Origin of the sequence: Hafnia paralvei (assembly GCF_020150375.1) — a bacterium.
Classification (GTDB): domain Bacteria; phylum Pseudomonadota; class Gammaproteobacteria; order Enterobacterales; family Enterobacteriaceae; genus Hafnia; species Hafnia paralvei.
In genome coordinates, this window is record NZ_CP083737.1 from 4138785 (window position 1) to 4159703 (window position 20919).

The following is a 20919-nucleotide window of genomic DNA, read 5'->3' on the forward strand; positions in this document are numbered from 1 at the left end:
CCATGGAAAAGACATATAACCCGCAAGACATTGAGCAGCCGCTCTACGAGCACTGGGAACAGCAGGGCTACTTCAAGCCGAATGGCGACACCAGCAAAGAAAGCTTCTGTATTATGATCCCGCCGCCGAACGTCACCGGCAGCCTGCACATGGGTCACGCTTTCCAGCAGACCATCATGGATACCATGATCCGCTATCAACGCATGCAGGGTAAAAATACCCTGTGGCAGGTTGGTACTGACCACGCGGGTATCGCAACTCAAATGGTTGTCGAGCGTAAAATCGCAGCCGAAGAAGGCAAAACACGCCATGACTATGGTCGTGATGCCTTCATCGACAAAATTTGGCAATGGAAAGAAGAATCTGGCGGCACTATCACTCGCCAGATGCGTCGTTTGGGCAACTCCGTAGATTGGGAGCGCGAGCGCTTCACGATGGATGATGGGCTGTCTAACGCAGTTAAAGAAGTGTTTGTTCGTCTGTATAAAGAAGACCTGATTTACCGAGGCAAACGTCTGGTGAACTGGGATCCAAAACTGCGCACCGCAATCTCCGATCTGGAAGTTGAAAACCGCGAAACTAAAGGTTCCATGTGGCACCTGCGTTATCCGCTGGCTGACGGCGCAAAAACCGCCGATGGTAAAGACTATCTCGTTGTGGCAACCACTCGTCCTGAAACCCTGTTGGGTGATACCGGCGTGGCGGTAAACCCAGAAGATCCGCGTTATAAAGATTTGATCGGTAAATTCGTGGTACTGCCACTGGTTGGTCGTCGCATTCCTATCGTGGGCGATGAACACGCCGATATGGAAAAAGGCACCGGCTGTGTGAAAATCACCCCTGCCCACGACTTCAACGACTATGAAGTCGGTCGCCGCCATGCGCTGCCAATGATTAACATTCTGACCTTCGATGGCGACATTCGCGACGAAGCAGAAGTATTGGACACCAACGGCGAAGAAACCGACGTTTATAGCAACGAAATCCCAGAACAATTCCGCGGCATGGAGCGTTTTGCCGCTCGCCGTGCCGTAGTAAAAGCCTGTGAAGATGCCGGCCTGCTGGTTGAAATCAAGCCTCACGATCTCACCGTTCCTTACGGCGACCGCGGTGGCGTGGTTATCGAGCCAATGCTAACCGACCAATGGTACGTGCGTACTGCGCCGCTGGCGAAAGTTGCGATCGAAGCCGTTGAGCAGGGCGAAATTCAGTTCGTACCTAAGCAATACGAGAACATGTACTACTCTTGGATGCGCGACATTCAGGACTGGTGTATTTCTCGTCAGCTGTGGTGGGGTCATCGCATCCCAGCGTGGTACGACAATGAAGGCAACGTATTTGTAGGCCGTGACGAAGACGAAGTTCGCCGCGAAAACAATCTGAGCGCTGACGTAGAACTGAAACAGGACGACGACGTTCTGGATACGTGGTTCTCTTCCGGCCTGTGGACCTTCTCAACGCTGGGTTGGCCTGAACAGACTGAAGCGCTGAAAACGTTCCACCCAACCAACGTGTTGACCAGTGGCTTTGACATCATTTTCTTCTGGATCGCTCGCATGATCATGCTGACCATGCATTTCGTGAAAGATGAAAACGGCAAACCACAGGTTCCATTCAAAACCGTGTATGTGACCGGCCTTATCCGTGATGACGAAGGGCAGAAAATGTCCAAGTCCAAGGGTAACGTTATCGATCCGCTGGACATGATCGACGGTATTTCGCTTCCAGAGCTGTTAGAAAAACGTACTGGCAATATGATGCAGCCACAGTTGGCTGAGAAAATCGCTAAACGTACCGAAAAGCAGTTCCCAGAAGGTATTGAGCCACACGGCACCGACGCTCTGCGCTTCACTCTCGCAGCGCTGGCTTCAACCGGTCGCGACATTAACTGGGATATGAAGCGTCTGGAAGGTTATCGTAACTTCTGTAACAAGCTGTGGAATGCTAGCCGTTTCGTGCTGATGAACACCGAAGATCAGGATTGTGGCCTGAACGGTGGTGAAATGGTGCTGTCTCTGGCCGATCGCTGGATCCTCTCTGAGTTTAATCAGACAGTAAAAGCGTACCGTGAAGCGCTGGATAGCTACCGCTTCGATCTGGCGGCTAATATTCTGTACGAATTCACATGGAACCAATTCTGCGACTGGTATTTGGAGCTGACTAAGCCAGTCATGAACGGGGGTTCTGAAGCTGAACTGCGAGGCACTCGTCACACGCTGGTGACCGTACTGGAAGCACTGTTGCGCTTAGCGCATCCAGTTATCCCATATATCACCGAAACAATCTGGCAGCGAGTGAAAGGCCTGAAGGGAATTACTGCCGACACCATCATGTTGCAGCCATTCCCTGAGTTCGACGCTTCTCAGGTTGACGAGAAAGCGTTGGCGGATCTGGAGTGGATTAAACAAGCCATCATCGCGGTACGTAATATTCGTGCTGAGATGAACATTGCGCCAAGCAAGCCACTAGAACTGCTTCTGCGTGAATGCAGCGCTGATGCACAACGCCGTGTACAGGAAAACCTGAGCTTCATCAAATCACTGGCGCGTTTGGAAAGCATCACCGTACTGCCTGCTGGCGATAAAGGTCCGGTATCTGTGACCAAGCTGGTTGACGGCGCAGAGCTGCTGATCCCGATGGCTGGCCTGATCGACAAAGATGCCGAGCTGGATCGTTTAGCTAAAGAAGTGGCTAAAATCGAAGCTGAGATTGGCCGTATCGAAGCAAAACTCTCTAACGAAGGTTTTGTCGCTCGAGCACCAGAGGCCGTTGTTGCTAAAGAGCGCGAGAAGATGAACGGTTATGCTGACGCGAAAGCGAAGCTGATCGAACAACAAGCGGTTATTGCCGCGCTGTAATTATTCGTCTTTTCATTAGCAACATATAAACAGGGAGCGATAATCGCTCCCTGTTTTCTTATCGGTAACTTGAGAAAATTTTTGTAGATTAAATGCGCTCAACCACCATTGCGATCCCCTGCCCACCGCCGATGCACAGCGTTGCTAAACCTAGCGTCTTATCTCTGGCGGCTAAAGCGTGTAGCAGAGTAACCAGAATACGCGCACCGCTCGCACCTATCGGATGACCTAACGCGATCGCTCCGCCGTTCACGTTCACTTTATCCTCATTCAACCCTAACGTTTTCCCTACTGCGCCAAACTGGGCTGCAAAGGCTTCATTAGCCTCAATAAGATCGATATCCGACAGACTCAAACCGCCATTTTTAAGTGCTAGCAGCGTTGCCGGAACCGGGCCCATTCCCATCAACGCAGGTGCAACACCGCCGCTGGCGTAGCTACGGATCCGCGCAAGCGGGGTTAGCCCCTGTTCTTTTGCCATGCTTTCGGACATCACAACCAAAGCCGCGGCACCATCGTTGATACCTGACGCATTGCCTGCCGTTACCGTTCCTTCTGAGGTAAAGGCGGGTTTTAAGCTGGCTAATTTATCTAACGACGTCATACGCGGATGTTCATCCGTAGAAAAAATCTGATCGCCCTTTTTATTCTTAATCACTACCGGCGTAATTTCTTTTTCAAAGCACCCATTGGCAATCGCTAGAGAAGCTTTTTGTTGAGATGAAAACGCGATGCGATCCTGCTCTTCGCGGCTAATGCCATACTCTTTAGCCACATTCTCCGCGGTGATCCCCATGTGATAACCTTCCGTTGCACACATAAGCCCATCACGCAAAATCACATCATAAACTTGGCCATCACCTAACCGATATCCCCAGCGAGCTTGGCTTTCTAGCAGATAGGGAGCTCGGGTCATATTCTCCATACCTCCGGCAACCACCGCTCTAGCATCGCCTGCGCGAATAGCCTGAGCAGCCAGCGCTACGCATTTTAAACCGGAGCCGCACACTTTGTTGACGCTATAGGCAGGTACTTGATGCCCAATACCCGCCTTAAGCGCCGCCTGCCGCGCAGGATTTTGTCCTAATCCAGCCTGAAGCACATTGCCCATGATAACTTCATCAACCAAATTCACATCTAGACCGGCACGATTCAACGCTTCACGAATCACGATTTCACCAAGAGAAACGGCAGGAATAGAAGAGAGTGAGCCATTAAAGCTCCCTACAGCAGTACGAGTAGCACTGACAATAACGACGTTTTCCATAATGAGATTCCCTAGAAGAAGACCAAACCAATAATGAAAATGGGGCATGTTAGGAGCAGCACGGTGACGCAATAACCCATGATGTCGCGGACTCCCAAACCTGCGATAGCGAGTGCTGGCAATGCCCAGAATGGCTGCGCCATGTTCATCCACTGCTCACCATAGGCGATAGCCATGGTGGCCTTGCCTAAGTCAGCGCCTAGCGCTTGAGCGGCTGGAATAACAAACGGTCCTTGGATAACCCAATGCCCACCACCAGAAGGGACGGCAAAGTTGATCAGCGCAGAGCTGAAGAAAGTCATGACCGGGAAGGTGTCTTTGTTGGCGATTTCGATGAACCACTGGGTGATCATTCCACCTAACCCCGAGTGTTCCATCATCAACTGGATACCCGCATAGAAAGGGAATTGAACCAGAATACCCGCCGTGCTGCGCGCAGCGGCCGTCACCGCACGCATGTAGGCCATCGGCGTTTTATGCAGCAGCAAACCGGCGATCATGAACAGCAGGTTGACAATGTTTATTGTCAGATTGAAACCGTTGTTCCAGAAATACATCACCAAATAGCAGATGCCTAACGCGCTGATAATGAGCGTGATAATGCGGCTCTCTTCCATTTTTTCAGCTATCGTTGCATCCGCTGAAAGGGTCTTTTGGAAATCAGGTTCTTCAGCGAGTAAAGCGGGATCGATGGAAACTACAGATCCTGCTTTTGGCATCATCATTCTGGTAATAAACGGTAAAAGGACGATCAGCGTGCCGGTAATAAAAATATTGGCGCCAGACAACAAGGTATGGCTGACAGGGATAAGCCCCGCAATATGCTCAACGGGGTTACCTGGGGTCGCGGCCAACAAAGGCATTGAGCCAGAAAGGCCACCGCCCCAAGTCATAAAGCCGATATAGGCACAGGCAATCAGCAGCGGATAGTCAGAACCGGGTACGCGCCGAGCAACTTCTCGGGCAAACATGGCGCCGACAATCAACCCAAAACCCCAGTTAATCACGCAGGCCACCAAGCCAAAGAAAGTCACCAGCATGACGCCTTGAACCGGCGTGTTCGCCATGGATGCCACGGTTCTCAATAGGCGTTTAACCGGAGCAGAACTGGCTAGCGCATGGCCGGTAACAATAATGAGCGCCATCTGCATCCCAAAACCAAGCAGGTTCCAGAACCCATCTCCCCACATTTGCACCATCTGTATCGCAGAGTGCGGCGTACAAGAAAGACCAATGATGAACATAATCATGGTCAGCAACATGGCAAATATCAGAGGGTCAGGAAGATAGCGACTAACGACTGCCGACATCGCACGAGAAATGCGTCCAATCATAGTGCCCCCTCATTGATCTGAATGGGCATCTCTTTGAAATCGCTCGCCACGCTAAACTGCGCGCCGGTCTTCTCTACGATGGTCTCCAAAGAGACTCCAGGTGCATGTTCTTTGAGAATGAGTGCCCCTTCAGAGAAGGCAAATACCGCCAACTCGGTCACGATCATATCGACGCAGTTTGTCGCCGTGAGCGGTAGCGTACACAGCGGTAAAATTTTCGCTGAACCATCTTTAGCACAATGTTCCATGGCGATAATCACGTGGCGAGCACCGGTCACCAAGTCCATTGCGCCCCCCATGCCTGGCACCATTTTTCCTGGCACCATCCAGTTAGCTAAATTTCCCTGCTGATCGACCTGCAAACCGCCGAGAATGCTGGCATCAACATGACCACCGCGAATTAATGCAAATGAAAAAGCGCTATCAAACATGGCGGCGCCAGCTCGCAAACCACAAGGTTTGCCTCCGGCGTCCACCAAGTTTGGGCAGGCTTCAGTCACTGGACCAAGACCTAAGAATCCATTCTCTGACTGCAGAGTGATTTCAATGCCATCAGGCAAGTAGTTCACTACCTGCGTTGGTAGCCCAATCCCTAGATTCACAACGTTGCCGTCTTTAAGTTCCAACGCAACACGGCGCGCAATTAACTCTTTCGCATTCATGAGCAAACCTCCGGTGAAACCACTACGTAATCAATCAATGCACCTGGCGTGATAACCTGATCGGGCAGGATAGAGCCGACATCAACCATCTGATCTGCTTGGGCAATAACCAGATCGGCCGCTAATGCAATGATGGGATTGAAATTTCGGGCAGTGAGTTGATAGGTCAGATTGCCGGAACAATCGGCGGTATGTGCATGTACAAGAGCCAAATCGGCACGCAGCGGAAGTTCTAATAAATATTCAACGCCGTTTTGGACGATCTTTTGCTTGCCTTCTTCGACCACGGTGCCAACGCCTGTTGGGGTCAGAAAACCGCCAAGCCCTGCACCACCACAACGGATGCGCTCAATCAACGTACCCTGTGGAACAAGCTCAACCAGCATTTCACCGGCAATCATCCGACGCCCCGTTTCAGGGTTAGTACCGATGTGTGAAGCAATAACTTTTTTGACTCGGCCACTGCTGATCAATGGGCCGACGCCGGTGTCTACAAACGCGGTATCGTTGCCAATAATAGTTAAGTCTTTTACACCAGATTCAAGTAAGGCTTCGATTAATAGTGGTGGCGTCCCAACCCCCATAAACCCGCCAAACATAATCGTCATCCCATCATGGAAATAAGGGATCACATCAGCGAGAGATATTTTTTTATTTTTCATTGCAGCTCCTTAGAGTTTGCCCTTACTGGGCTACACCAAGGCCATTGCAATGAGCAGGCCATTATTTATCAACCGTAGAAAATGAACATACGAATATCTATCCAAATGAATTTTAAGGATATATTTTCACGTAATTTAAATAGTAAGAAAATAAACAGTGAACACAGGTGCAATTTCTTGCACCCATCGCTGCAAGAAACTTCACCTGAACATTAATTTATGTGATCACGATGACTAAAGGGAATGGTTGAAAATAACATTAAGATAGCTAATTAATACTGTATTCCTGAAGCTTATACATTAAAGCTCGGCGACTAATTCCCAGCGCTTTAGCCGTATCGATACGGTTGCCCTGATATATTGCCAGCACTCGCTCAATAATCTCTTTTTCATATTGTTTTAAGCTCTCTTTTAATTTTATTGGTTTATCGAGCAGCTCTGTCATTTTCGGATTATTTTCCACTACAGCTGTGTCTTGAATCATTTCCTGCTGAAATCCGATGGGTAGATCGTCAACGAAAATCATATACCCCGTACTCATAATCACAGCGTGTTCAACGGCATTAGCAAGCTCACGCACGTTGCCTAACCATGGATAATTCTCAAGCATACGAATAGCACTGACGTCAAATCCGATAATATCTTTATTATTTTCCGCACTAAATTTCTGTAAAAAATAGCGCGCCAGTAATAAAATATCTTCCGGTCTTTCACGTAGAGGCAATGAATATAAGTGCATCACATTAAGACGATAATAAAGATCGCGCCTAAACTCACCTTGCTCGATCATGTCGCTCAAATCACGATTGGTAGCCGCTACAATGCGCACATCGATTTTGATAGTTTGGCTGCCGCCAACGCGCTCAAACTCCTGTTCTTGTAATACGCGCAACAGCTTCACCTGCAAATTAAGTGGCATCTCACCAATTTCATCCAGCAGCAGTGTTCCCTGATGGGCACGCTCAAATAGCCCCTGCCGTTGCATTTGCGCGCCGGTAAATGCGCCCTTCTCATGGCCAAACAATTCGCTCTCTAGCAACGATTCGGGCAATGCGCCGCAGTTAACCTTAATAAACGGTTGTTTAGAACGCGGGCTATTATAGTGAATCGCCTTCGCGATAAGCTCTTTGCCAGTACCACTTTCGCCTGTGACCAACACATTGGCGTGGCTCTGAGCCACTTTGGCAATGGTTCTACACAACTCCATCATTTTAGGGTTATTCGTCAGAATTTTGTCACAGTGATAACTATCTGACAGTTCACGGTGCAGAATATTGATTTCTTGCTTCATGTTGCGTAATTGCAGCGCACGATTAATTAAGAGTTTTAACTCATCCAGCTCAAACGGTTTGATCACATAATCGAAAGCGCCTAGGCGTAATGCCTCCACGGCCGTTTCAACAGCGGCATAAGCCGTCATTAAAATAATCGGCGTATCCAGCCATTTCTCTCGCATGCGCTGCAAAGCTTCAAGGCCATTCATCGTTGGCATGCGAATATCCATCAACACGACATCAGGCCTTTCTTGTTCAAAAATAGCCAGTGCATCCTGACCATTATCTGCACAGAAAACCTGATTACCTTCCTGTGAAAAAACCGTGTTCAACATCCTGAGAACGTTTTTTTCATCATCAACGATAAGAATACGGCAAGGCTGGCTCATAGCAAATTCCCATTATTTCTTTTCAGAGGTAAAATAATCATGACCTTTGTGCCCTGGTGAATTTTACTTTCTATTATCACGTCACCAGAGTGGTCGTTAATAATGCGCTGCACAATCGATAGTCCTAATCCTGTACCCTGTGACTTGGTGGTAAAGAACGGCATGAATATTTTCTTCTGAACGTCATCACTCATGCCACCGCCGGTATCTTTGATTGTGATCTGTATCTTTTCCATCGTTAAGCGGGTCGTTTCTATAGAAATTTCACCTTTAGCGGGAATTGACTGCACGGCATTAATAAGCAAATTCAGGAATACTTGTTTCAAACCACTAGCGTCTACCTCAAGAGCGGGCAGCGTTTCATCCAGTGAAATAGAAAAGTCTATTCGGCTATTCACTCCATTGGTCTGAACTAACACTAACGTTTCTTTTATAATCTGATTAATGGAGACTTCTTGGAACAGTCTGGATTGTGGACGCGCAAAGTCTAAAAGCTGCTGAATAACTTTATTAATAGAGCGTACTTCGTGAATAATAATATCGATATATTCAATTCGCTGTGGATCGCTCTCACCCTGTTTTAAATATTGGATAAACCCACTAATAGCGGTTAATGGATTTCGTACCTCATGTGCAACCCCAGCCATAAGCTCACCGAGCGTAGCCAATCGTTCAGCCTGAGCGATATGGCGCTGCATTTCTTTTTGCTCCGTAAGGTCGGTAAAAATCACCAAAGCACCAATAATTTCATCATCGGAGTTACGTAATTGGCTACTGCTGGCTTTGATTTGTAACACGCGTTCTTTTGCTGGATAACTGACCTCAACGCCAACGTGTTCCACACCGTGTTTTAGCGTATCAAGCAAGGGACTACGATATTCATCCTTTTCAAAGATAGCGGCGTAATCGTGATCGAAAAGCTCGACTAATGAATAACCCGTAATATTAACCGCAGCCGGATTACACATAATAATACGCCCGTTAACATCAACGCTAATCATCCCATCGGCGGCGCTTTCGATAATTAATTCATTCAAGGTTTTCGCTTCTTTCAGCGCGTAAGCCAAATGGTTAATTTTATCCGCAATACCTTCCATCTCCCCTTTAAGCGGTGGCATCTTCGTATTTAAATCAAAGGGAAGTTTACTCAATCGTTCTTTAATTAAATCCACATCTCTCGATAAACGTCGTGAAAATGAGAGGATCAAAAACAGGCTGCTAATAAGGCCAATACTTATCACGCTGATAATGCTGGCATCCATAGCCCAAGCCTGCTTATCAATATCGTTAGAAAACTCATTAGCCCAAATATAACCAATGACTTCACCCTTCCGGCGAATCGGGATCATGGCATTAAGAACATCTCCCCTGACCTGCGACCCCGACTTGATCTCAGCCTTACCGCTTTTCATCACCGTTCTTCCGGGATGATCCTGCGCAATCGAAACGCCCACTTTGCTGCCATACAGCGCCTGTGGCGCATAGGTGATGATGGCATCAACATCTCTATGGTAATAACCGGCTCCAACGTTTGGAAATGCACGCGTTATTTTTTCCGTTCTATCGGCCAACACCTTATTCAACGCAGCAATTCTTTCTTGCCGTGAGGCCGTTGCATAGAGCGTTAAATCATCACCTAAAGCGTCATCAAGTAGATGAGCGATAGAGTAAAGCTTATTCTGCTTCTCCTCTATCAATGCTGTTCTGCCATTCTTTTCAACAAAATACGACATCACTAAAATAGGAAGGAAAACCATAAAAACGGCCAAACAAATCATTCGGGCACGTAACGTTGCTGGGAATAATCGATTCCCTAGTGTGAAATATTGTCTCAACAGCCAATTCATAATGATATTTCGGTGTAGGCGCATAAAAAATTCATATTTATTAAAATTAAGTTAAGAAAATATTTATGACAATATATTCCACTCTCATATCATCAGAAATTCTTAATTATCATAGAAATTAAAAACTGTAGATAAATATACGCTTTTTTAAACAATAAGCTTTGAGCACACTCTCAAAGTCAGCAATGAATGAGGTTAATCAAATAGAAGAGAGATTTATCACTGGTGCAGAAACACATAGCACAAGAAGAAAAATCACATTGATGATCAGATATTGCATCTTGACCTTGTGCAATGGTATACCCGTAATACTTGGCGTGGCAGAGGCATTAGCGGCGTTTGTGACTCAGACCAGCCTTATGCCTCATCCCGCGATGATAGCTGCAACTCGAATTATTTAGGGTATATTAGAATTATTGCTAATCTCCACTTATCCGATCAGTAACGCTGCGCAACAAAACGACAAGCGGAGACAGAAACCACGGATTACATGCTATTACTGGAAAAACAATGACGACTGCAACCCATATTCACCTGCTAGTGCGCCCAATGACGCCCAGCGACAACTCCGACATTGCTCAAGTTATTCGTGAAGTCTCAGCAGAATGCGGGCTTACCGCAGACAAAGGTTATACCGTTTCAGACCCTAATCTCGATCACCTCTTTGACGTCTATAGCCAGCCACGCAGTGCCTATTGGGTTGTTGAACTAGATGGAAAAGTCGTTGGCGGCGGCGGCATAGCACCGCTTGAGGGGGCCGATATCACCTTGTGCGAGTTGCAGAAAATGTATTTTTTGCCAGTGTTACGCGGCAAAGGGTTGGCCAAACAATTGGCACTTCAGGCGATGGATTTTGCCCGTGAGAACGGTTTTACCCAATGCTATCTGGAAACAACCGCCTCTCTCACCGCGGCTATCGCGCTATACGAAAAGCTTGGTTTTCAACATATCGACGAAGCGCTAGGCAGTACACGTCATGTGGATTGCGAAGTTAGGATGCTAAGAGATCTGTAATCTTCACTCTGTCTTCAGGCCGATACATTCGGCCTGTTTTAATTTAACGAACTGCATTCTAGCCGCTCACGCCAGCGATAAGACGCCAGTATGATGATGAGTAAAACCCCCTCAGCCACCAGCATACTCATCCCCTGCGGGCTAAACCACGTTCCCAGAATCACCGCCGCGTTTAAAACAATTGAAATCCAAGCAATCCAAGGAAAGAACGGGGAGCGATATTTGATCGTCTCTTGTGGATAGAGCCCAGCGTTAACCTGCTTACGAAATCGATATTGGCACCAAGCAATAACCATCCACGCCAAGCAACCAACCTGTCCTGTGCTCGCAATAAGATAGAGATAGAGCGTTTGAGCCGAGATGTATTTTGTTAATAGTGAAACCAGCGCAATAGCCGCAGTAAATAAAATACCTTTAGCCGGAACGCCCTGCATATTCACGCTGGCAAAGACTTTTGGTGCGAAACCATCTTTTGCCATCGACCACAGCATCCGAGAGCTGGCATAAATGGCAGAGTTGGCGGCAGAAAGCGCAGCAGAAAGAATCACGATCAGCATGAGTGTTCCGGCGCTGGGTAAGCCGACTCGTTCAAAAACCCAGACAAACGGACTCACTCCGCGAATAGGATGGTTGTAAGGATAAACCAAAGCCAAAATAGAAATCGCCAGCACATAGAAGAGAATAATGCGTACACCAATCCCTTTAATGACTTTTGGTAAAACTTTTTGAGGGGATTCAGTTTCTCCAGCCGCATTCCCAACCAATTCCACACCTTGAAAAGAATACACCACGATAGTCATGCAAATAAAAATGCTCCACACGCCGTGTGGAAACCATCCATCAGCGGTTTTTAGCGTTGGCTGCCACGGAGTTTGGTTATACATCTGGATGATCAGATAGAGGCCGATCAGGATAAAGAAAATAATCGCGAAAACTTTAATGGCAGAAAGCCAATATTCACACTCGCCAAACACATTAGCAGATAACAAATTCACAGCGGTTAATAACAATAAAATCCCTAGGCAGAAATAATATACTGGGATATCTGGCATAAACTGATGAGCGATTAATCCTGCGGCAGTCAGATCGGCCGCCAGTGAAAATACCCAACTAAGCCAATAGAGCCAGCCAATGGCATAGCTCCAAATAGGATGGGGAAGAAACATCAATGCATAGTGTTGAAATGAGCCTGAGTGTGGAAACGCGCAGGAAAGCTCGCCAAGACACATCATGGTCATCATCATTACGCTACCAGCGATAAGATAGGCCAGCAGCGTTCCTAACGGGCCAACCGTATGTAATGGTTCAGCAATACCGATAAATAAACCCGTTCCAATGGTGCCCCCTAAAGACATCATCAGCAAATGACGTCTTTTGAGAGTACGCCGTAGTGTTGTTCCCTCTTGCGGGGGAGGCACTTCCTGCATACGGCTCATAGATTCCCCCTACCGGTGGGTTCTCCCACCGGCATTAGGTTAAGTATCAATATTTGAAACGTCGTTGCACACCACGCGTTTGGCACGCCATCAATAAACCGGTGTAATCCAGTTCAAAGCTGACGATATCCCCAACTTTCAGCGGTTGTTGGCTATCTTCAATATCAACGAGCGTATGATCGCTGGTTTGACCTAACACGCTGATAGCATCGTCTTGAGGTACACAGTTTTCAGCCGGCACATCCTGACGACCAAATGCCAACAACGCACGTTTGCGCGTGCCGTGATCGGTAAATGACTTTGGCTGCAGGAAAGCGTCAACGCCGAGCTCCCCGACAGGAACCGTCGGTTTACTATTAAGCTCAATAATTTCTGCATGCAGCATATACATATCAGAACATGCCTTGCCGACATCTTTGCCTGAATGGTGGAAAGCATCGAGATACTTCATATCCACATATTCGATGCCAAACTCATGCAATCCACCGATACGTAAATGATTTAATCCCGCAGGCCAGATACCTTTGTCCAACAGGTGATAGCTGGTGCAGTTTCCGGCGGAAAGATGCTCAATTTTCACGCCTGAATCCGTTTCAATACGTTTAGCGATTTCAAGAAAGTCTTCGCCGTTTTTCACCGTCGGCAAGACGGTTCCATAACAGTTGAAATTAGTTCCGAGCCCGTACAGAGCAAGCCCCGGCAGCTCTTCAATCAGTTTTACTGTCGCCAGAATTTGCTCGTAGTGGGCAAACCAAATGCCCTCTCGTAAATCCCCCATATCAATCATTAACAAGACTTGATGAATTTTTCCCTGACGCTGGGCCTCATCTGAGAGCGCCTGCATAACCACCGGTTCGCTGTTCAGACTGATATCCGCGTAACGCACCACATCTTCAATTTCACTCAAGCATGGGCTACGTAATAGACAGGTCGTACAGCCCGTAGCGCGAATTTTCTTCAAATTATAGGTACGCGATTCTGCGATCACGTTAATTCCGCCGTCTAAAACGGCCTGTGCAGTTTCAATACAACCATCAAAAACTTTATTCACTGCCATAACCTCAATACCGTGTGCGGCTAACATCTCTTTTTCCACACGAGCATTTTCGGTCAGTTTCTTTAAATCGATTTCAAGCGTTGGCATGTACATATTATTTCACCTCACCAGCCAGCAATTTTGCATTGCGCTTTTGAGCACGGTGATAAATCACTTCCGCCACGATGACAGCTAAAAGTGCCCCGCCGATAATTTTTCCGGCATATTGGAAATAACTCCCCATATCGATCTGCGAAGGGGGAATAAACAACAGACATACGGCAAAGGCGATAGAAATAAAGCCCAAAGCCGGTAGCAACACGGGTAATACGCGGCCAGGAATTTTAAAACTGCGAGGCGTATCCGGTTGAGTGATACGCAGGCGATAAAATGCTGGGAACATCACCAGATAAGGAATGAAATAGGTGATGGTTGTTAACGCAGTCAGCATCCAATACGCAGCAGCAACGCTTGGAGAGACGAAAGTAGAAAAGCACAAAACAGTCACGATTAGAGCTTGCATCACCAGTGCAAAAGCCGGCGTTTGATATTTAGGGTGCAGTTTACCGATGCGCTCGCCGAGCAAATTATCTTCACGTGAAGCTTCTTGCAGCATGTAAATTGGACCGACTAACCACGAGTTAATTTGCCCCAGCGCACCAAAAAACATACAGATGGCCATCACAGGCAATAACCACGGCATGTGCAATGTATCAGCCGCAGAACGCATCGCCTGCATCACGCCCGCTACGATATCGGTATTACCAGCCGGTAACAGCGTATTCAGCGCCCAAGTACCCACCATATAGATACCCACTATCACGACGGCAGAAACCGCCATGGCACGCGGGAAATCACGCTGAGGATTACGAGTGCGCCCAGCAATCATCGGAGCAACTTCTAGTCCAGCAAAGGCAAACATCATGCTAGATAAGAAAACAATGGTGTCCCAATGGCTAAGGTCAGGGATCCAGTTTGCCGCCGTTGCATAGTCGGTCTGCATTTCGTGTCCAGTACACAGCCAAACAACAGCCAGCAGGATCAAAATTGAGGAGGGAATAAATACGCCGCACCAAGCACTGACGCTATTAATTATTTTTGTCCACTGCATGCCACGAATATTCAACAGAGTCAGCAGCCAAAATATCACCATGGAGCCAACGCCGATAAATACCTTACTTTCAGCCAAACTATCGCTGAACATATAGCCCAACGCCGTAAAACCAAATTGCAGCATCAGAGGGAAAAACAGCACACAGGAAAAAAGAAAGCACACCACGACTATCCATGCGATGCGTTTGCCAAAGGCTTCTTTAATCCAAACGAAAATACCACCGTCTTTTGGCCAACCGGTAGACAGCTCGCCACACACCATTGCTAATGGGAAAAACAGGCAAAAAGCAGCGATAACCCACAGCAACATGGCTGATGCCCCATAAGGCGCCACGTTGGGTATTTGTCGTAAACTCAGAATCGCAATGACGTTCATAAAAACGATGTCTTTGATTCCGAGCAGACTTGAGTTGCTATTACTCATGGTCATCTCCAGAGAAAACCAGAGGGCGACCGTCGCCCTCTGTAGCAAAGGGCAAATTAGAAAATGTCGTACTTGACCATATCTTCGTAGGTGTCTTCGCGCCGAATCAGTCGATCCTTGCCCTGATTGTCAATCATCACCACCGCAGTGCGTGGGCGGTTGTTGTAAACCGTCTGGCTTTCAATGGTGTAGGCTCCCGCATCAAGGAACACGACGACGTCACCAATTTGGGTATCATGCGGCAATAAGAACTCTTCCCCTTTGACGCCCATATGGAAGTAATCCCCACCGTCACACAGCGGACCCGCTAGCTTGATATACTGATCGTGCGGCTCAGTGATGCGAGAAGCGTTATAGACGTAGAAGAACCAGTCGAAATGCTGGCTGTCAGACAAAACGCTGTAGCCCGCATCCACGAATTTCCATTCAACGTGGCATTCAACATTACCTTCAAGGTCATAGTTTGTTTTACGTTTTTCACAGGATACGTCGGTTAACAGCACGGCTGCAGACCCAGTGACTTTGCGCCCTGGTTCAATACAGATTTCAACGTCAGTACGCCATTTATGCACTTCGCGAATCACTGCATCAGCAAAGTCCTGAGCCGTGATCCCTGCATACATGTTGTCTTTTAACGGATCGCCATTCTCTTCATCATATTTGTAAGGTACTGGAATACCGCCACCCACGTTGATCAAATCAAATTTGATCCCCAGAACTTCTTCCAAACGGCGAGATTCATCTACCAACACCTTGGTCGCTTTCGCAAAAGGCTCTGATTCTGGAACCTGATCACCAACGTGCATGTGTAAGCCACGCAGTTTCACATAAGGCATTTGCAGAATACGACGGCAGGTTTCCTCTGCCTGCTCGAGATCCAGCCCCGATTTAGCATGAAACGCAGTGACTAACTCAGCGTGAGTGGCAGAGGGAACGTTTGGTTCTACGCGGACACAGACGTTGGCCGTTTTCTTCAAACGACGAGAAATTTCGTCGATATGGTCAAGCTCATACAGGCTATCGACGTTGATAAGATAGAGTTCATTATCAATAGCATACTCGAGATCTTCCGGCTTTTTTACCACTCCATTGAATACGATTTGGCTACCGGAAAAACCGATTTCTAGACACTTACGTACCTCATAAAGCGAGTTAGCCTCTGCACAGATGCCTGCATCTTTAATCGCTTTCAATACGCCCATCACCGAACATGTTTTTGAGGCAAAAAACGTTTTGGTATTGGCATGCGCAGAGAACGCCTGCTCAATTTCTTTGATGTTGCGCACAATCTCTGGCTCAGAAAACACATAAAACGGGGTACCGTATTTTTTTGCCAAGGCCTCGACGTCTACACCTTCAAAGCACAGTTTTCCATTATGGCTAGTGAAACGACGATCTTGCTCAATAACGTTTTGACGCAGTTGGTTATAGTTTTTAACGATGTTATCTGACATAAAATCCTCTGCTTATCGACGGCTTGATGTGTGATATACCCATACAGATAACATTGTTATTGCAACCACCATGCCAAAATTATTTTCCTTTAAAATCAATAAAATAATAAAACAGATAACAAAAAAATTTTGTCATATATTCGAAAAGTTACCTAAGTGACGAAAATCCGTCACTTTTTGAAAGGACACACATATGCCTCCACTCGATCCAGAATTGCAGCATGCACTTGAGATGTTTTCTCGCTTCTTCGATCTTATCCACCAGCCATTAGCGATTATTAATCGCGAGGGAAAATACGTTTATTACAATCAGGAAAGCGCAGATCTGGATGGCTATACCGTTGAGCAGGCGCTCGGTCACCACATGCTGGACGTGTACCCCAAGATGAAAGAGTCACAAAGCACTATGCTGCACTCTCTCAAACAGGGGGTGGAATATATCGGTCACTATCAGGTCTATTACAACGCTAAAGGGCAGGCCGTAGATTATCAGCACACCACAGCGCCGCTGTATGGCAGCAGTGGTGAAATGGTCGGCGTGATTGAGATTGGCAGAAACATGTCCAGCGTGCGCCGATTGCAAGAGCAGGTTGTCGAATTAAATCAATTACTCTACTCAAATCGAGCAGAAAACACGCACGACATCATTACGGAAAACGCCGCAATGCTTGCGTTGATAGACAAAGGTAAACGCCTTGCCGTCAACGATATTCCTGTCGTCATTGTGGGAGAGACCGGCACTGGCAAAGAGCTTTTTGCGCGCTTAATACATCGTTGCAGCAAGCGGGCGAAAAAGCCTTTCATCGCCCTAAACTGTGGCGCGCTACCTCCAACGTTGATAGAGAGCACCCTCTTTGGCACAGTCAAAGGGGCTTTTACCGGTGCAGAAAATAGCCAAGGTTATCTTGAGCTTGCTGACGGTGGAACCCTGTTCCTCGATGAACTGAATGCCATGCCAATAGAAATGCAAAGCAAGCTACTGCGCTTTCTACAGGACAAAAGCTTCTGGAAATTGGGGGGAAATCATGAGATTCATTCCAACGTGCGTATCGTAGCAGCAATGAATGAATCCCCTACCCAGTTAATCAAGCAAAATAGAATGCGCGCAGACCTGTTCTATCGTCTTGGAGTAGGGATGCTCGCGTTGCCACCGCTTGCCTCCCGACCAGAGGATATCCTGCTTTTGAGTCGCTACTTTATTGATAAATATCGCGATGACGTTGAGCATGACATTCAGGGAATAAGTGAGAAGGCCTGCAGTATTCTACTGAAGCGCTCATGGCCTGGTAACGTCCGTATGTTGGAAAATACCATCGTACGCAGCATGATTATGCAAGAACGCGACGGTCCGTTAGAAAACATTGCTTACGATGAGGAGTGTCCAGAGCTATTCCCTGAAAGCAGCACGGCTCGCGAGGTGCCTGCAGAGCAACTCCATACTCTTGAGTCATTTGCCAGCAACGGCGATCTCGTCAGTCAAGTGGCCCAGTTTGAACAACACCTGATTACCCGTGCGCTTAATCATGCCAATGGCAACGTCGCAGAAGCCGCCAAAAAACTGGGGCTATCCCGTACAACGCTGCATTATAAAATCAAAAAATATGCGATTCGATTAGGGGTATTATCTAACGGAGCTTAACCATTTTAGTCATAATCCACCGGCCAAAAGGTCGGTGGATTAATATGAGTGACGTTTACAGAATATCTTTGTCAGAATAAAAAACGCATTCAGTTAATGTTTTTTAATGTACATGTCCTTGGTATAGAAATATCCAAGATTGTTAGTGTGATACCCACCGACATACGGTTTTACTAGCTTAACGACCACATATTGGTAAACAGGAATAGCAGGAACATTTTGCGCGAGAACATCTTCTGCCTTCTGGTAAAACTGCCCTCTTTGTTCAAGACTTCCAGCCATTGCCGCTTGCTTCATTGCCTCATCAAAATCAGCGTTGCTAAAGCCGGTAGTATTCTGACTATCGCCAGTACGGAAATTATTTAAAAAGGTTGAAGCATCATCATAATCGGCAATCCATGCATAGCGTACCAAGTCATAAGTGCGGCTGTGCATGGTGTCTAACATGGTTTTCCATTCCTGATTTTGCAGTTTGGCTTCCACGCCTAAATTTTTTTTCCACATCGAACTTGCCGCAATAGCAATTCGCTGATGAGACTCCGAGGTATTGTAGAGTAAATCAAAACTCAATGGTTTCGCTTCGCTAAAACCAGCCTCTTTCAGCAATTTCTTCGCCTCGGTGATCCGCTGTTCATGCGTCCAGCTTGCGTAGTCTGGCTTCTTGAACGTCACACCACCGGTCGTATCCTGACTCGTCATCCATGCCGGCCGCTGTCCCTGGCCTAATACTTTCTCGGCAATAATATCTTTATCTAAACCAAGGTTTAATGCCAACCGCACCCGAGGATCATTAAATGGCGCTTTTGTTGTATTGAATTGGTAATAATACGTCGCCAGATTGGGTTCAACATGAACCTGCTCACCCAACTGCGCTTTTAGCGCTTTAAATTGAATCTGCGGAACCGGATAAGCAATATCGATTTCTCCGGCTTTATAACGATTTATATCCGCTGTTTCAGATGCAATAGGTAAATAAGTCACACGGTTAATCACCGTATGGGCATCATCCCAATAGTTTTTATTACGTTCTCCAACCACTTTTTCATTCACAACCCATTGCGAAAGGGTGTAAGCACCGCTGCTGACAAAATTTCCCGGCTGAGTCCATTTATCGCCATATTTCTCTACGGTTTTCTGGTTGATAGGCACTAATGAGTTATGCGCCAGCATCGAAAGAAAATAGGCCACCGGCTGATTCAGCGTTACCTGTACGGTTTTATCGTCCAGCGCTTTGATACCAAGCGTATCCGGTGATTGCTTGCCCGCCACGATTTCCCCTGCGTTAGTGACATGCATGTTATTAAGATAGCTACCATAAGGAGAAACCGTTTTAGGATCGACAAGCCTACGCCAGCTAAATACCACATCCTGCGCGGTAATAGGCTCGCCATTCGACCACTTAATATCAGGTCTTAAATGAAACGTCCAAACGCGGTTGTCTTTATTCTCCCAGCTTTCAGCCAATCGAGGCTCTATGCTGCCATCGTGTTTAATGCCGACCAGCCCATCAAAAAAATCGCTGATAATATTAAACTCAACGTCGCTCTCGACCTTATGCGGGTCAAGCGATGCGGGTTCACTGCCGTTATTTCTGACGAGTTCCTGCTTAGTCGCCAGTTCTGTTCCTGCGGGGATAACCGCCGCCAGCGCAGAGCTACACATTCCCATTAGCCCTAATGTAAGCCAGATATTGCGTTGTATTTTATGTTGGTTTGCAGCCATTACGTTCACCTTATGCAGTGATTTTTATAGGTATTATTTGTTTAATCTCTATGGCTTCGATTTACAATGAATTTAACTAACTATTTACATTAGATGTGACATACCGCATTTACATCACGCGCCTATTTATTCAACGCGTAATTCAATACTGATAAATATAAAAACTAACCAAAAAAATACGCAAAAAAAATCCGGTGCCATTACTGACACCGGATCCACTGTTCTCAATGAGAAGTTAAAGATTAATGGCGAATGCCGTTATCATCTTCATCAACGCCTTCCGCGTCGTCTTCGTCATCTTCGTCGCCTTCTTCACCATTTGGATCTTCGAAGTAGGTACCCCAGCCGTCGTAATTCACGTTCATTTTTTCGGCTAGGTTCATCAGCTGTTCAACCTGAGTGTCGATAACTTCCGCATTCAGACCGACTTCGCTGATCACATCACAGCACATCAACAATGTACCGTCTTCAACTTCCAGTTCTTCGGCATCCGTCACTTCATAACCCAGTTTGAAAGCTTCAACCGCCGCTTTCTCTAACAGCTCGAAGTTATCCGCCGAAAGGTGGTGTTCAATAGTGTATAACGCGTCCGGATCGCTACCGTCATCCAGCAGTTCTTCAATGATCAGGCGAGTTTCTTCACGTTGTTCTTCTAATAGCTCAGGGTTTGCCATGTCTTTGTCCTCAATCTGTGTGCAATCGCGCTAGTTTCATTCTCCCACAGCCACGGCTGCGCCTCCATAAGAAACGTGAATATTTATCTGACTGGGGGTTGATTTTGAATTTTA

At 47.0% G+C, this 20919-nt stretch carries 15 protein-coding genes; 3 read left to right on the forward strand and 12 right to left on the reverse strand.

The window, feature by feature from the left end; all coding sequences use genetic code 11:
* Positions 1–2: 2 nt before the first annotated feature.
* The gene (locus K9N75_RS19215; RefSeq protein ID WP_224452012.1) at positions 3–2858 is read left to right on the forward strand and encodes a valine--tRNA ligase; all 2856 of its coding nucleotides are present in this window, start codon (positions 3–5) and stop codon (positions 2856–2858) included.
* An 88-nt stretch (positions 2859–2946) separates the two neighbouring features.
* Here the strand turns inward: K9N75_RS19215 and K9N75_RS19220 are convergent, their stop codons facing one another.
* From K9N75_RS19220 to atoS, 6 genes are all read right to left on the reverse strand, one after another.
* Positions 2947–4125, reverse strand: a complete 1179-nt coding sequence (locus tag K9N75_RS19220) for an acetyl-CoA C-acetyltransferase (RefSeq protein ID WP_008815348.1) — start codon at positions 4123–4125, stop codon at positions 2947–2949.
* A gap of 11 nt (positions 4126–4136) precedes the next feature.
* A complete protein-coding gene (locus K9N75_RS19225) occupies positions 4137–5459 on the reverse strand; it encodes a TIGR00366 family protein (RefSeq protein ID WP_130975529.1) in 1323 nt (440 codons plus the stop codon).
* On the reverse strand, positions 5456–6121 hold the full coding sequence (locus K9N75_RS19230) for a 3-oxoacid CoA-transferase subunit B (protein ID WP_004097238.1): 666 nt from the start codon (positions 6119–6121) through the stop codon (positions 5456–5458). Before K9N75_RS19230 ends, K9N75_RS19225 begins: the two co-directional genes overlap by 4 nt.
* Positions 6118–6783: an acetate CoA-transferase subunit alpha gene (atoD, locus tag K9N75_RS19235; RefSeq protein WP_008815351.1), complete on the reverse strand. Its 666-nt coding sequence runs from the start codon at positions 6781–6783 to the stop codon at positions 6118–6120. The genes K9N75_RS19230 and atoD overlap by 4 nt, the downstream gene beginning before the upstream one ends.
* Before the next feature lie 268 nt (positions 6784–7051).
* Entirely contained in the window at positions 7052–8446 is a 1395-nt protein-coding gene (gene atoC, locus K9N75_RS19240; protein WP_039184694.1) for an acetoacetate metabolism transcriptional regulator AtoC, read from the reverse strand.
* Positions 8443–10293: a two-component system sensor histidine kinase AtoS gene (gene atoS, locus K9N75_RS19245; RefSeq protein ID WP_223283568.1), complete on the reverse strand. Its 1851-nt coding sequence runs from the start codon at positions 10291–10293 to the stop codon at positions 8443–8445. Before atoS ends, atoC begins: the two co-directional genes overlap by 4 nt.
* Positions 10294–10803: 510 nt before the next feature.
* Between atoS and K9N75_RS19250 the strand changes: the two genes are divergently transcribed.
* Entirely contained in the window at positions 10804–11307 is a 504-nt protein-coding gene (locus tag K9N75_RS19250) for a GNAT family N-acetyltransferase (protein ID WP_008815354.1), read from the forward strand.
* Between the two features lie 38 nt (positions 11308–11345).
* Here K9N75_RS19250 and K9N75_RS19255 read toward each other — a convergent pair whose 3' ends face one another.
* Genes K9N75_RS19255 through dokD form a run of 4 tightly spaced genes read right to left on the reverse strand, consistent with a single transcriptional unit; the run spans position 11346 to position 16770 of the window.
* Complete coding sequence (locus K9N75_RS19255) at positions 11346–12743, reverse strand: amino acid permease (RefSeq protein WP_008815355.1); 1398 nt, start codon at positions 12741–12743, stop codon at positions 11346–11348.
* Positions 12744–12789: 46 nt separating this feature from the next.
* On the reverse strand, positions 12790–13893 hold the full coding sequence (locus K9N75_RS19260) for an alanine/ornithine racemase family PLP-dependent enzyme (RefSeq protein ID WP_061059503.1): 1104 nt from the start codon (positions 13891–13893) through the stop codon (positions 12790–12792).
* Position 13894: 1 nt separating this feature from the next.
* On the reverse strand, positions 13895–15316 hold the full coding sequence (locus tag K9N75_RS19265) for an APC family permease (protein ID WP_008815357.1): 1422 nt from the start codon (positions 15314–15316) through the stop codon (positions 13895–13897).
* A 56-nt stretch (positions 15317–15372) separates the two neighbouring features.
* Positions 15373–16770, reverse strand: coding sequence for an ornithine/lysine decarboxylase DokD (gene dokD / locus K9N75_RS19270; protein ID WP_008815358.1), 1398 nt, complete (start codon positions 16768–16770; stop codon positions 15373–15375).
* 193 nt (positions 16771–16963) lie between these two features.
* Here dokD and K9N75_RS19275 point away from each other — a divergent pair, with 193 nt between their 5' ends.
* Positions 16964–18409, forward strand: coding sequence for a sigma-54 interaction domain-containing protein (locus K9N75_RS19275; protein ID WP_008815359.1), 1446 nt, complete (start codon positions 16964–16966; stop codon positions 18407–18409).
* A 93-nt stretch (positions 18410–18502) separates the two neighbouring features.
* Here K9N75_RS19275 and K9N75_RS19280 read toward each other — a convergent pair whose 3' ends face one another.
* Positions 18503–20131 carry an ABC transporter substrate-binding protein gene (locus tag K9N75_RS19280; RefSeq protein WP_114446028.1) on the reverse strand — a complete coding sequence of 543 codons (1629 nt, stop codon included), beginning with the start codon at positions 20129–20131 and terminating at the stop codon, positions 18503–18505.
* Between the two features lie 242 nt (positions 20132–20373).
* The gene (rraB, locus tag K9N75_RS19285) at positions 20374–20805 is read right to left on the reverse strand and encodes a ribonuclease E inhibitor RraB (protein WP_064572641.1); all 432 of its coding nucleotides are present in this window, start codon (positions 20803–20805) and stop codon (positions 20374–20376) included.
* Between the last annotated feature and the right edge of the window lie 114 nt (positions 20806–20919).